The organism is Dolichospermum sp. LEGE 00246 (assembly GCF_015207865.1).
Lineage (GTDB): Bacteria > Cyanobacteriota > Cyanobacteriia > Cyanobacteriales > Nostocaceae > Dolichospermum > Dolichospermum heterosporum.
Genome location: NZ_JADEWA010000102.1, coordinates 1 through 13,757, shown reverse-complemented (window position 1 = coordinate 13,757; position 13,757 = coordinate 1). Strand labels below are relative to the sequence as shown.

The following is a 13,757-nucleotide window of genomic DNA, read 5'->3' as shown; positions in this document are numbered from 1 at the left end:
GGGATAGACAAAATATCATTTATACTTATACAATTAAGCATATTTAATTTGAACCAAAGATTCTACTGTTGCACAGGTGTAATTTTTTAGTTATCAAAGTCGAGTGTAGCTATGCTTAGGGAAATTATTCTGCCACAAGAAGAAATTAGCTGTCAGACAATGACCGCATCACATATTCAAAAGTTTTGTCAATTACAGTCTGAACAGTTAACTAATCAATATCCAATTCTGTTAGCTCGGATTGTCTATTATGATTGTTATTTTCAAACCCAGAAAGAAGTCATTAACTATGCTAATAATCAGGTACAACTATCACCCAAATCCCTTAAATATTTGCGTTCAGAGTCATGGTTGATTAACTTCCCTCCTGTGGGACAAATATATGAATTGAAAATACCAGATATACATTTATTCTCATATATTTTTCCCATAGGCTATAGAAATCAAAAACCAGAATATATACAGATAATCGCAGAAGAGGCTCTTGCAAAAAATGTACAAGAGTACATAAAAAAATCTGCCATACTACTGAGCAACTATGCAGACATATATTTAGATCATGCTAGACAGAAAACTGAAATTCGACTGCTAGAACACTTACTGCATCGAGTTGGACACCAACTGCGGGGCTATTTAGCTTTGATTGGATTGTATGCAAACAATTTATGTTTTGGCTTAAAAGACCATCCTAGATATGAAGAAGCAAATATTATTTGCCAAAACATAGAAGATATAGATACTAATCTCACAGCACTAATACATTGCGGTCAAAGTGAGAAATTAAGAGTAACTCCACGGGACTTAAGAAATTTAGTACTTGAAAGTATCAAATCCTTACAGCCTCTACTCAATGAAAAGAAAGTAAAAATCTCGATTCCCGAAACATCTGCCACTTTGTTAATAGACTACTTACAAATTAAGCAAGTTTTTAACAATATATTAAGTAATGCTATCTACTTTAGTCCTGAATCTGGAATGATTACTTGTACCTGGCAGATTTTTCAAGAAGAAGTGCTAATTAAAATCTCAGATCAAGGGAAGGGACTGTCTCCAGAAGATGTGCAAAAAATATTTACTCCTTTTTATACTCGTCGTCCAGGAGGTACAGGACTAGGTTTAACTATTGCCAAGAAAATTATTCTAGACCACCAGGGAAATTTGTGGGCGCAAAGTGCATCACAGGGTGGAGCGCAATTTTGTATCATTCTGTCTCGATCTAAGAATATCTAGGAGTGTCAACAATGTCTAATGGCAATTCTCTTACTGTTCTTTTAGTAGAAGACAACGAACAGTTTCGCCAAGGTTTACGTACTCTCTTGAGTTTTTATAGTAGTAATGGTTTATTACCCATAACAATAGTGGGTGAGGCTAACTGTTCAGCTCAGGCGTTAAAACTTACACAAGATAAATCACCAGATTTAATCTTACTAGATTTGCAACTAATCGGCAGCGATGGCATTACACTTCTAGTTTCTCTAAAACAAACTGCTTATACTGGTAAAGTCTTAGTTTTATCGGCTCACCAAGAAGATGAATGGATTTTTCGCGCCATTCAAGCTGGAGCATCTGGTTATGTGTTTAAAAACCATTTAGCTACTCAACTGAGCGACGCTATTAACATGGTAACTAAGTCACAAATTTATCTACCTTCAGAAGTTGCTGGTCGTTTTTTCCGGTTCTTTCAGGCCTATTCAGATTCTTGTTTGCGTGCTTACCATCAGTTGAACTTAACAGAAAGAGAGCAAGAAGTTTTACACTGGTTAACTCAAGGTGCTTCTAATGAGGAAATAGCTAATCATTTATACGTGACAGTTGCTACAGTTAAGGCTCATCTGACTAGTATTTTTGAAAAGTTGAAAGTTAAGAGCCGTACTCAAGCGATAATTACTGCTTGGAAGTTAGGAATTGTCAAAGCTTAAATTTTTAATTTTTCAGGAGAGATTCAGGTAAAGAAACCTAATTACTGGACTTTAGACTCTATTTGGGCGATCGTATCTGCTGGAGATACGTTACCATGGATCACAGAAAAAATCCCTGGTAAGTATTCATCCATCATCACATTGGCTTTTAGCATTCTCGCTCGATAGAGTGAATATTGAAGATACTTTACTCTTGAGCTTCTTTTGGCTTTAACATCTGCCAAATTTCTGCATCAACTTGGGTTAAATATTGCAACTCTAACTCACCTATTTTCTGAATTATGCGCTTTCGGTCAATAGCTCGCAGTTGAAACACCATTGCTACGGAAGGTAAAGTTAAACCATTCCGTTCTGATGGCTCAATCCTGACTGTAAATGGAAAACGCAATGCACCCAATGAAGACGTAACCGGAACAATCATCAACATCGGAGAAGTTGCAATATCTGTTTGAACCGCAATCGCTGGACGATTACCCTTTTCTTCTCTCTTATCTGACTCAGGTAAACCAACTAACAGAATATCCCCTCTAGCCATTTAGTTCTCCACTTCATGGGAAACAGCTACCGCATCAAGTGATGCTAGTGTCGCTTCCATACTTAGCCAGTCCTCATCACTGGCTGTTTCCCAAGCCGCAAACTCTTGAACCAATTCAGTCGGTATCTGCATGAGCGAAGGGGTCAGCAACGCTGTTATTTCGTCACTAACAGAATATCCATGTGCCTGTGCTTGTTGAAAGAGTGCTTGGTATAGCTCAATTGGTAACGTTATAGATGTGTCAATGGTTTTAGTAGTTTTCATAGCAGAATCGCAATTCAACCATTCCTTAGAATTATAACTCAGATTAATCAAGGCTTTTGGACTAATATAAGACTAAAAGATGCGATCGCACTGCTAACTGCTAATCATTTTCTATTTGGGCGATCGCATCTGCTGGAGATACGTTACCATAGATCACAGAAAAAATCCCTGGTAAGTATTCATCCATCATCATCACATTCGCGTAAACCAACCTTTTAATAAGTGCGGTGCTGAGGCGATCGCCTTCTACATCAATACTGGTTTTATAGCTAATTTCCCCGTCGTTAAAATCTAGTTCAAAGTTGCCGATCATCATGCCAGAATTAGCTCTAGTGAGAAATTCTGCTACAGCTAGTCGCTTTTCTTCTGGTGCGTTAACTGGACAAATGGAGTAAAAGATAAATTGTTGTTGTTCGTCTCTGGCTCTAGCGTAACAATTCCATTTACCATTTTCACCTTGAAAACTTATTTGTAAAGCCGGTTGTCCTGAAAGTTGTACAAAAGGCCAATCATCAGCAGTGAAGAAATTGATCATTTCCTCAAAAATATTACTATTTGTAGATGATATGCTAATTTCTTCTGGATTAATATTATTTAATTCTGTTAAAAATGTATTGATTCCTTCCATCATTTTGGTAGCAGTTTCTTGAGTTTTGGTTGATAAATTCGCTTCAGTCCAATCTTGAAAAAAGTTGATAATTCTTTCGGTAATACCTTCACTAGAAGTTGCTGTTTCAGTAAGTTTTTCTGGACTAATATAAGACCAAAGAGTTTGATAACCGATTTCTCCTGATTCCTGTTGCTGTTTTACAGATAAAGCTAACCAACTTTCGGTAGATAGGAGAATATTTTCGGGTTGTTCTTGGTTTAATTTGAGGATATAATTTGCAGTTTCTTCAATGTTGTTAGCGTGTTCTGCTAAGAGTGGTAATAAGTCAGGTTTTAAAATTGTTTCTATTGTAATGTTTGGTTCAGGGAGGAATTTTCCTGGATCAAAGTTGCGGATATCTGGTTTGAGGTTGAATAATGCTTCAGTGTCAATGCGTTGGTAGAGTTGTGGGGTGACTTGGAAGGTGAGACGACACGCGATAAGTTCGTTGTCTTGTTTGCTTAGAGTGAGGGTGACAGCGCGAATGGTTAAGGTGGTTTGATAGGAGTCATTTAGGGTTAAGTTGGTGTTTATTTGATCATGTTCTGTTGTTGTATTCATGCAAAATTAATCATGTAATAAATTTATTCATTATTCAACCTTTGAAAATCAGAAGCGTCAAAATCTGGAAAAAGTTGCGGCATGATTTCTCTAAAGTTGCTCTCTTCAACTGAGATGGGTACATAAGGGTTAACATATTGAGGTTGAGCAATAGCTGTATGCCAATACCAAAAACCGCGCGATTTAAGTAATAGTTTAAGATAACCTTCAAAATCTACACCTAGTGAACTCATCTCTTCACCGCAATAATGATAATAGACTTTTGGGTTATCAGAGCCATCTAAATAAAATGCTGCACAAGCTTCTTCAATAAAGAAGTCTAGAGGATGTAAAGGTTTTTGAGGATCAGCTTCACTAAAATAAATAATATCTTTCCAGTCATTAAATACTTCCTCAACAGGTAACAAATTAATATATCCAGCAGCTAAACCACCTCTGGGTGGTTTTTTGTTAGACTTTCTTTCCCAACAAATTTGAATACCGTTTGCCTGACTATAAAAATCAATCATTGCTGGTGTAAGGTTAAAATACCTCTTTGCGGCATTGAGTTCCTCTATCGTTGCTGGAGGATTAAAATTACATACAACAACATTAATATCTGGGTGTTCTTCCAGCATCTTTAGCATTGAACGAAATTGGTTTATCATATTAATTTTTCCCTATTATTATAATTTTAGTTTACTCTTTGCTTTTTATTCTGCCTATCATATTTCATGTCTATGGATGGCTTACGTTTTATTTCAGTATCTTCTGGAAGTTTATGTTCCAACACCTCATCTAAAAGAATTTTATCTTTTTTCCAGTGTTCTGGAGATTCTCCCGTCATTTCAGTATTTTCAAGTTCCATTCGATAAACTTTAAAATTTAATTTAGTTGCTAAATATTGCTCTTCTGGTATATGCTTTCTTCCATCATGATTACCATATTCAACATTTACTTTATAACTGACAACCATTCTCGTATTAAACACCCATTCTTTAACTTTTCTTTCTATTTCTCCCTCCATGATAGTTGAATTAAAAGTTCTCTCAAGAGGTGTGAGATTTTTGCTAATCCCAGGACCGTGAACATTATGATTGAGTAGATGTCCTTGAACGTATTTACCTGACCTTTTATTTACTGCTTGCCATAAATTTGAAACCTCAGACGGTTTGCTACCGAATGTATTAGCAGGTATCATGCTTAAAGGTTCGGCTATCATTTCCTTGCCATCAAGACTGGTTTCATTTGTTTCGGAATTTATAGTTCTTGTAGTAGGTTCAAATTTAACATTACTTGGTGGTAGCTTGCCTATGTGTGTGGTTGGCTGCATTGTTAGCACTAATTTAGACAAATTATTCATTTCATTTCTGATTGTTGTTTCTCTTGCATTTTCATTTTTTGGTGTTGTTAATTGTTTTTTATTAATTTGTTCCATTATTTTTTGATAACTAGCTTTTACTTCGTCTATCTTTGGATGTCCTTGAGCCAATTCCATAAATTTCTTGAATGTTTTTGGTTTACTGGCCACCATCATGTCTATAGAATTGCCCTTCTTTTCAAAATAAAGTGTATGTGATTCACCATTTTTGGCTTGGAAATGCTTTTTGATTTTCCACCATTCCACTATCGCATCTACTTTTTCTTTTCCTTTGTTTACTGTCTTCGTATATTTATCTTTCATAGCCTCTTTCTTACCCTCAACCCAATTGTGGGCGGCTTCCTTCTTATCCTCAACCCACTGCTTACCGGCTTTATATTTCTCCTTCGCTGAATCTTTAACAGCATTAAATTTCTTACCAAATTTACTCTTATTAAACTTATTACCAACAGCCTTAAACGCCTTCGTACCTTTATCAATTACCCAATTCACTGCTGTTTCCATCGGTTTCCGCAGTTTTTGGAATATTGCTTGAATCTTGCCAGCAATACCATCCAAGCCCAAAAGACTCGCTAGGAAACTGATGACAACTGGTAAAGATTTAGCTAGAGCATTTTCCACACCTTTAATTGCTTGATCTAGTGAACCACTAGCGATCGCCACAATCGAATTTAGTATCGCATTAATTAAATCAGCAATTTGCCCAGCCCTTTCAATAAAGAATTTAACAATCTCATAAATTGCCTTACAAGCCTTAATAAATGCCGAAGCTGGAGTCAACAGGCTCAGAACCCACTCAATCCCTGCCATCACCACTTTTTCAATGATAAAGTTCTTGATAGGTTCAATGATCAAAGCGTTGAGATCGCCCATTTTCTCTTGAACCATCTGCCAAATCCCAGCCACGCCCTGAGTAGCTAAAATTTGAAATACCTCAACAGTTTGTTCCATGCGGCTGACTTTTTCTTCACCGTCTTCACCTAATCGTTTCACAGCTTGGGCGCGAATTGCTTCATAAGTGAAGCCCAAAAGCTGCATTGCTAGGCTAAAAATACCTTTGAGGTCGAAGTTTTCGGGCATTTGAATACCAGCTTGTGCCATTGTGCCAGTCAGCCAACCAATTAAGCCATTCTGGAGGTGCTTTCCAATATTCTTCATAAAGCTGAGGAAGCCTTGCTTCACAGCATTCACCAAATTACTTAAGAACCCAATCGGGTCTTTAATGATTTGTCCAACTACACTAGCAGCCCTTGCTAATACCTCAATCAACATTTTGGTCAGTTCGATAATCGTTTTGACCACACCCACCACAAAGTCTAAGGCTTTTTCAATTAAACCTTTATTCGCCGCTTTCATTTCATCAATGCGGGCATCAACGGCTTGCAAGTTTTCCTGATATTTCTGGGCTAAAGTGTCAATTAACTCATTCTGTTTATTCTCAACACTTTGCTCTAACTCCTCAAATTTACTTTCAATTGTTGCGGCTGCTTCCTGACCAATACCTTTCAGGTCTTGGGGTAGTTGGTTGATGTAGTTTTGAATTTCCCGTTTACCATTGGCGATTTCGGCTTTGGCTTGGGTTAGTCCTTGACTGATAATGGCGACTACTTTGTTAATTACACCATCCATCTGCTTGATGTAAAACTGGCGACCCTCTGTATAAAAGACATTCACCTCATCGGGTAAACCGACAAATTGGTCTTTAATCCACTTTGTCCATCCCCATGTACCACCATAGCGATCGCTCTTATAATCGTCCATGCGCTTGCCGACGTAATCCTCAAAGGCTTTCTTCGCCTCACCCGCACCAGCATCAAATTCTTGCTGAACTTTCCCGTCTAAGTCACCGAGGGTTTTCTCAACTTTGGTTTTAGTTCCTTCGTAAATTTTATTAATATCACCGGCAACTTTTGCCCGTGCTTGTTCATCTTTGCCTTTAGTTCCTACCTGTTGATCTGCTACCTGTCCCAAATGCTGGCTACGGATACCGTGCATTCCTTCCAGATGCTGTTGGGCTGTAGCTTCCGCCGTAGCTTTAGCATTAGCTATGATGCCTTCTTCTTGCTGACGATATTTAGCTGGTGCTTGTACAGCATCGGTTTGAGCCTCTTTTTTGCTGGACAGTGCTGCTTGGAAATCTGGCTCATTGGATTTTGCTAACTGTTCTTCGGTAACATTAGCCTCAGCCATTTTTTGGTCAAGATTTTGACTGTCTTTTTTCAGTGGTGCTTCAACTTCACCTTGACCTTTAGATTTAGGTGTTGCTTTATCTGCGCCGATATTTGCTGGGGCTGCACCTGGATTATTTGCTGTTAAAGGGGTTACTTGTTTGGTTTCAATACCGCTGGTATCTGGTTTGGCTTTGGTTTTTTCTTCTAGGTCACTTTGGGAGTCTTGCTTTTGTTCTTTAACCTTGCCGCTCAAATCCCCTTTAACGGCATCCAATTTATTATTTTTCTTAAAATCGTCCGCTTCTTTGAGATTTTTGGGAGCCATATCCGCAATGCGCTCCATCAATTTGGCTTTCAAGTCCGCAGCATCAAATCCTGGGGTTTGGGCTTGTCCCATCTCACCCACTTGGTTAGCTTGTGCCTTGCTCTCTACTTCATTTCCAGGAGGTTCGGCTGCTGCTTGCGCTTCCTGGGCTTTACTATTAGCTGGGGCGTGTTCTTTCTGCCCAATGGCAACCTGTTTTGTGCTATTAACTACTGCTTTAAATGCTGGGTCATCTTCAGGGGAAGTTGGAGCTTTTTCACCATTACCAGTTTCTATCGCTGGCAATTGTTCTGCTGTATTAACTACATCTGTTAATAGTGATTTTACGGTTATTTGACCTGCCTGTTGTCCAGATAATTCTGGGGCTACTCCTGGTAATTTACCTTCTCCTTCTCCTTGCTGTTGGGAAGTGATTTTTTGAGTATTAGAATCAGTATCTTTTGATTCTGGCTGTTTTTGTTGATTTCCCTCAGATTGTTTCTGAGTTGCTGATGGATTTTGAGAAGATGCTACTGCTGCATCATCTTTTTTTGTCGGTGGTGGTTCTGTTGCTCCATTTCCTGCCTCTGCTGGTGGTGTTGAGGCTGATTGATGGTTTTCTGTGGTTGCCTGATTTTGTTGTTCGCCGTTTTCTGTATCAGTTTTGACTTCTACTGCATCTGTTTGATTTTGGTTATCGTCTTCACTGGGTTTTTGGGGATTTTCCCGCAGTTGGATGGTTTGCCCATTACCAGCATATTTTCTCTGGATTTTGTTTTCTTTTGGTGCTAAATGCAGGGATTTACGCTGTACTGCACTACCATTTTGCTGGACAACGTGGGTCAACTCATGAGCTAGTAGTTCCTTACCTACATTACTTCCCGGTGAGTATTCCCCCTGACGGAAGAAAATATCCTGCCCTGTGGTGAAGGCACGAGCCTGTATAGATTTATTTAATTTATCAGAATTATTATCTGTATGAATATTGACGCTACTGAAATCAGCCCCAAATGCCTGTTCCATTGGTTGCTTGATATCATCTGCAAGGGGCTGTCCACCACCACGAGACTGTTGAATAGATGTTTCTAAATCATCTGTAGCAGCTATTCCACCTGTGCTTGGACGACGCTGCACCATTGACGACCTTTGTACTTCTGTGTCCTCTGGTATTTCCTCTTCTTCTGGCTCTTGCTGACGTTGTAGCCAGGAAGTATGGGAATTATCCACAGACTTCATCTGTAAATCTTCTGGATCTGAGGCTTGTTGACGTTGTACCAAAGGTGTAATCGTATTTACCAGAGGTTTCATCTGTAATTCCTCTTCCTCTGGTGCTTGCTGACGTTGCAGCCAGGAAGTATGGAAATTATCCACAGACTTCATTTGTAAATCTTCTGGATCTGACGCTTGTTGACGTTGAACAGACTGGCGATTTACAGGTTGCGCCATTCTTCGCATTACCTGCTGTGCTACGCTATCAGCTTGCTGTTCATAAAAGTCTCCAGGCTGGCTAATTGATAGTTTTGCTTGGGGACGCAGTGAGATTCTACTTATATCGTGAGTAAGAATTGGATTGACGGATTCCACCTCTGTAGTTGCTTGAGGCGCGGTATCTAATAACTCCAAACCAAAGCCGCGTGTCGGCTGTTTAAGTGTAGGAATGGAGAAAGAAGTGGTAGCTTTTTTGCTCTGGCCTACCTGTTCTCTCATATTGCGCTCCTGATGCCCAAGCAGTGAGGTGGATAAATATCTCGTCAGTATATGTATTCACTTTAATGCGATCGCACTCAGCAAACAATGTACTAAAGTCTAAATTTTCGGGAAATCTATTTTCTGGTGTCAAGCGATCGCAAAATTATTAGGATTGTTGCTACAAGATTATTGATCTACCGATTAATCTTTTTCAAATCGGACAATCGAAACCATGTTGGATCTGTATAATTATTACCCACCACTGTCACCATCACTTGATCGCCAATGGATATTTCTCGATCACGAGTTTCATTGGTTCTCCAAGAAAATTTTAGTTCATGGATTGGAAGGTTTGATGCTACGTTAGCTGGTTCTGTTTTTTCCACTTTTACAGTTAGGTAAGTATAGAAATTTTTCACCTTTACTGTTTTGCTGCGATCTGCAATATTAAACTGTGTAACTGTTCCCGTTACTTCAAACCTAACATTAGGGATATCCTCTGTTGGCATCACAATAATCCTGTTTGATGGTTGGTAAGTTTTTGGATTAGGGTGTACTTCGAGTTGCTCTGGAGACTGAGAACACCCTATCAAAATTGCAGCTTGAAACATATAAAGCCATGTTTGGTTCATAGGGATTACTTACTCATGGCGTTCGCCTGATTCCAGCGGTGCTACCGTTACAGATTTGTCTCCCCTCTTTTTCATTTGATAAAGGTCTTTATAGAGAGCATTCGGTAGACAAATTCCCCATGACGATCCACTAGGTGCAACCTGACCTGCACTACGGATAGATTCTACAGCAAAAGTTGTGCAATTAAATGTATAGAGGTTGTAGTTAGCACTACGTTTTGAGTTCACGTATGATATCAAAGAACCAACCTGAGCTTGAGTCAGATCATACTCCTTTGTCCCTTTAGGTGTATGCGCTGTATCTGGTTCTTCAACTCGTCCTGGTACATTCTTCAGTGGATTCATTGAGAATCCTCTATGTGCTGGATTGTTACTTGCTCCCGCACCAGGAGTTTGTCCGTGATCAATCCTTTGTTGTTCTTCTGTTGTGAAATCGCTGGCTCTAGTCACCAGTGGCCAAAATCCGAAGGCGGTAGAACCAGATTTGAGTAACCCCTGAGTTGGTTGACCTATACTCTTAGGAATTTTCTTCCTGTCTGTATATTCTAAGCTCACCCAAGAGTGTCCCACCTGAGCATTCTGAAGCTCTTTAAAACTTAGATCGCTACGATTATTTGTTTCCGTGTCTGCGTGCAATTTTAGTTTAGCCACTGGTGCTGGTGGTCCGCCGGGGCCTGAACGCATCTGCAATAGATCTCGCTGCACCACTCCCCCACTCTGCTGCACAACATGAGTCAACTCATGCGCTAACAACTCCTGACCGCCCCGACTCCCAGGATTATATTCCCCCTGGCGAAAAAACACATCCTGTCCCGTAGTGAAAGCACGCGCCTGAATTGATTGATTTAACTGGTCTGAGCGACTATCTGTGTGAACTTTCACTCCACCAAAATCAGCGCCAAACGCCTGTTCCATCGGTTTTCTGATATTATCCCCTAGTGGCTGACCCCCACCTCTTGCTTGATTAATAGAGGTTTCCAAGTCAGATGTAGCCGCCATTCCACCTTGACCTTGACGTTGCACCATTGGCGACATTTGCAATTCTTCCTCTTCCTCTGGCGCTTCTTGACGTTGCAATGTACTAATGTCCAGAGGTTTCATTTGCAATTCTTCCTCTTCCTCTGGCGCTTCTTGGCGTTGGATAGATTGGCGATTTCCAGGCTGTGCCATTCTTTGCATTACCTGTTGTGCTACGCTATCAGCTTCCTGTTCATAACTATCTCCAGGCTGGCCAATTGTCAATTTTGCTTGAGGACGCAGAGAGATGCGACTGATATCGTGAGTGATAGGCTTGTTAATGGGTTGCGCCTGTGTTGCTGCTGCGGGTGTTGCGTTTAACAAATCTAAACCAAAACCGCGTGTCGGTTGTTTGAGTGTCGGTATGGAGACAGAAGAAGCAGCCTTTTTACCTTGGACTATGCGTTCCCTCATAAATTATGCTCCTGATACTTCAGCAGTAGGCAGATATATAAACAACTAGGATAGCGCGATCGCACTCATTAAACAATTCACCCCAAGTCTAGACTAAATTAAGTTCGACTTTTGGCTAATTTTGATTCTCATCCTGTACCTTTAGCCTTGATTTTATAACTAACTTTGAGTTTTAGTGATGAACTCAACCAAAAAGCCAAAAAATTTTACACCTAGTAACGATATTGGCGGTACTGCTGGGTATGCAGTTCCGGCGTTCACGTCCGACACAAAAGGAGTTAGTAAAGCAGCTAATAAATATCTCAATGACTCGCTGCTATTGAACAAGCTAACTGACCGCGTATATGAACTTTTACTAGAAGATATACGTATTCAAGAGGAAAGGGTCAATAATTATGGTCATCAAAGGTGGTAGCAATGACTGGAAATAATCAGAACGGTAACATCACTCACGAATTAAATTACGTCACCACCAATCGGTTTTATGTCGAAATAGACAAATCTATTGCTGCATCTTTTAGCGAGTGTTCTGGTTTAGGTGTGCAAATTAAGAAAAATGTTTTTCACGAAGGTGGTGTCAATGACCAGCAGAGAATTTATTTAGGTCAAGCAGAATTTGCAGATGTAACTTTAAAACGGGGAATTACCGATAACCAAGGTTTTTGGAAATGGATTAGTTCAGTATTTACTCAAACATCAACTCGACGTAATGTAAATATTTTAGTCTTTAATCAAGCTGGTGAAACAATGATGAGTTGGACTTTAATTGGTGCTGTTCCTATAGCATGGAAAACTCCTGCAATGCAAGCGGATGGTAACGCCGTTGCTATTGAAGAATTAACTTTAGCTTATGAAGGATTAAAAGTAGGAAAAGATAAAGGAGGTGGTAATTCCACATCACGGATGAAATCAGGATTTTTTGGGTCGAATTAATTTTAATTTGTGAATATATAGCCATGCAAATTATTCAAGCATTATTGGGAAATCAAGTTAATACCCTGGGTCAAAAATCCTATCTGGGAAATCATCACCAACTATTTCCACAATCATTACCAAATTTACATTATCGGCACAGTAATTTTATTACACCTCTAGTTACATCAAAACCATTATTTACACCCTCTAAACTTTTATTAGCCCGTAAAGGTCAACCATTCATAGATACACTAATTACAGATGATGATAATTTGGTTGGTCGAGATATGGATAATGATTTTCCATCTATGGAATGGGAAAATTATAATTCTCTTCTACCAGAAAATAGTAGCAATCAATTAACTGATATAACATTTAATTTAGGCAATATTTCCAATCTTTTACAAAGTAAAATTGCCACAAATGTCAGTAATGACATATTACTGGAAATGGCTATTCAATCAAAACCTAAAACAACCAGAAAAAACACAACTCAGAAATCACCAAAGAGAAAACCATCTCCATCAAAAACTCAACCTAAAAAATCAGCTAAATCATCTAAGACTAAGAAGGTTAACCAGGTTGTTGATGAAACTGCAAGTTATACTTCTACTGCTGAAGAAAATTTATTAATTACAGACAATTATCAATCTGAAATATTTAATTCAACGGAAAATTATCCAACTATACAGCCACAAATAAATTTAGATAAGACAATAATAGATAATAGTGAATCCCAGATTACATCTAGTAATTTAGAAGATAACTCAACCTTACAATCACAAATTACTGATAATGAACCAGAAGTAATTACGGATTTATTATCTAATTTAACTGATGTTGTTAATGAATCTGATATTAGGAAAGCCGCAGAAATATCAACACAAAATGGCGAATTTGATAGTAAGATCAGTGATTCATCAGAATATTCACCTATGGAAACTCAATCATCTGATATTGAGGAACAAATTAATATAGTCAATAACTTGACAAATCATCAAGCACCGATAGCTAGTGAAACATTACAAGGCTTTGATATTTTAGATATTCCTGTTAGTACAAAATCACCACAAAAAAAGACAGAAGATTCAAATATTACCAATGATGTTTCTCCCGCACCAATTGATATCATACCTAAAGAAAATTTATTATCTACAGCTAGGAATTCAACTGAAATTATTGATAATTCATCAGATTTATTAGCAGCAAATGATCAAAATGTAACTAATACTAATCTGGGAGAAACGAAATCTTTAGCTTCAGAGATTATAACGCCTAAGTTTGAAAATACAGCAAATTCATTTACTCATTTAGATAATACTCAAAA

The 13,757-nt window shown here is 38.7% G+C and carries 12 protein-coding genes; 5 read left to right on the top strand and 7 right to left on the bottom strand.

What is annotated here, in order from left to right; genetic code table 11:
• Positions 1-111 precede the first annotated feature (111 nt).
• Complete coding sequence (locus IQ228_RS09590; RefSeq protein WP_193962746.1) at positions 112-1,230, top strand: sensor histidine kinase KdpD; 1,119 nt, start codon at positions 112-114, stop codon at positions 1,228-1,230.
• Between the two features lie 11 nt (positions 1,231-1,241).
• Positions 1,242-1,919 (top strand): response regulator transcription factor, encoded by a 678-nt coding sequence (locus tag IQ228_RS09585; RefSeq protein ID WP_193937269.1) that lies wholly within the window; start codon positions 1,242-1,244, stop codon positions 1,917-1,919.
• 187 nt (positions 1,920-2,106) lie between these two features.
• Here IQ228_RS09585 and IQ228_RS09580 read toward each other — a convergent pair whose 3' ends face one another.
• The 7 genes from IQ228_RS09580 to IQ228_RS09550 all read right to left on the bottom strand — a co-directional run bounded on the left by IQ228_RS09580 (position 2,107) and on the right by IQ228_RS09550 (position 11,515).
• Positions 2,107-2,454: a type II toxin-antitoxin system PemK/MazF family toxin gene (locus IQ228_RS09580; RefSeq protein WP_193962745.1), complete on the bottom strand. Its 348-nt coding sequence runs from the start codon at positions 2,452-2,454 to the stop codon at positions 2,107-2,109.
• Positions 2,455-2,769, bottom strand: a complete 315-nt coding sequence (locus tag IQ228_RS09575; protein WP_193962744.1) for a hypothetical protein — start codon at positions 2,767-2,769, stop codon at positions 2,455-2,457.
• 49 nt (positions 2,770-2,818) lie between these two features.
• Entirely contained in the window at positions 2,819-3,928 is a 1,110-nt protein-coding gene (locus IQ228_RS09570; protein WP_193962743.1) for a YbjN domain-containing protein, read from the bottom strand.
• A gap of 23 nt (positions 3,929-3,951) precedes the next feature.
• Positions 3,952-4,575 (bottom strand): hypothetical protein, encoded by a 624-nt coding sequence (locus IQ228_RS09565; protein ID WP_193962742.1) that lies wholly within the window; start codon positions 4,573-4,575, stop codon positions 3,952-3,954.
• A 26-nt stretch (positions 4,576-4,601) separates the two neighbouring features.
• Positions 4,602-9,470, bottom strand: a complete 4,869-nt coding sequence (locus tag IQ228_RS09560) for a DUF4157 domain-containing protein (RefSeq protein WP_193962741.1) — start codon at positions 9,468-9,470, stop codon at positions 4,602-4,604.
• Between the two features lie 176 nt (positions 9,471-9,646).
• Positions 9,647-10,084 (bottom strand): hypothetical protein, encoded by a 438-nt coding sequence (locus tag IQ228_RS09555; protein ID WP_193962740.1) that lies wholly within the window; start codon positions 10,082-10,084, stop codon positions 9,647-9,649.
• Positions 10,085-10,093: 9 nt separating this feature from the next.
• Positions 10,094-11,515 (bottom strand): DUF4157 domain-containing protein, encoded by a 1,422-nt coding sequence (locus tag IQ228_RS09550; protein ID WP_193962739.1) that lies wholly within the window; start codon positions 11,513-11,515, stop codon positions 10,094-10,096.
• A gap of 178 nt (positions 11,516-11,693) precedes the next feature.
• Here IQ228_RS09550 and IQ228_RS09545 point away from each other — a divergent pair, with 178 nt between their 5' ends.
• From IQ228_RS09545 to IQ228_RS09535, 3 genes are all read left to right on the top strand, one after another.
• On the top strand, positions 11,694-11,930 hold the full coding sequence (locus IQ228_RS09545; protein WP_193962738.1) for a hypothetical protein: 237 nt from the start codon (positions 11,694-11,696) through the stop codon (positions 11,928-11,930).
• 2 nt (positions 11,931-11,932) lie between these two features.
• On the top strand, positions 11,933-12,448 hold the full coding sequence (locus IQ228_RS09540) for a phage tail protein (RefSeq protein WP_193962737.1): 516 nt from the start codon (positions 11,933-11,935) through the stop codon (positions 12,446-12,448).
• A gap of 23 nt (positions 12,449-12,471) precedes the next feature.
• A partial coding sequence (locus IQ228_RS09535; protein WP_228043786.1) for a hypothetical protein occupies positions 12,472-13,757 on the top strand: 1,286 nt, incomplete at its 3' end.

Excerpts from the sequence above, each read along its gene's own strand:
- IQ228_RS09580 (WP_193962745.1), bottom strand. The coding sequence starts at position 2,454 with ATGGCTAGAGGGGATATTCTGTTAGTTGGTTTACCTGAGTCAGATAAG.
- IQ228_RS09565 (WP_193962742.1), bottom strand. The coding sequence starts at position 4,575 with ATGATAAACCAATTTCGTTCAATGCTAAAGATGCTGGAAGAACACCCA.
- IQ228_RS09590 (WP_193962746.1), top strand. The coding sequence starts at position 112 with ATGCTTAGGGAAATTATTCTGCCACAAGAAGAAATTAGCTGTCAGACA.
- IQ228_RS09545 (WP_193962738.1), top strand. The coding sequence starts at position 11,694 with ATGAACTCAACCAAAAAGCCAAAAAATTTTACACCTAGTAACGATATT.
- IQ228_RS09585 (WP_193937269.1), top strand. The coding sequence starts at position 1,242 with ATGTCTAATGGCAATTCTCTTACTGTTCTTTTAGTAGAAGACAACGAA.
- IQ228_RS09570 (WP_193962743.1), bottom strand. The coding sequence starts at position 3,928 with ATGAATACAACAACAGAACATGATCAAATAAACACCAACTTAACCCTA.
- IQ228_RS09550 (WP_193962739.1), bottom strand. The coding sequence starts at position 11,515 with ATGAGGGAACGCATAGTCCAAGGTAAAAAGGCTGCTTCTTCTGTCTCC.
- IQ228_RS09560 (WP_193962741.1), bottom strand. The coding sequence starts at position 9,470 with ATGAGAGAACAGGTAGGCCAGAGCAAAAAAGCTACCACTTCTTTCTCC.
- IQ228_RS09540 (WP_193962737.1), top strand. The coding sequence starts at position 11,933 with ATGACTGGAAATAATCAGAACGGTAACATCACTCACGAATTAAATTAC.
- IQ228_RS09555 (WP_193962740.1), bottom strand. The coding sequence starts at position 10,084 with ATGAACCAAACATGGCTTTATATGTTTCAAGCTGCAATTTTGATAGGG.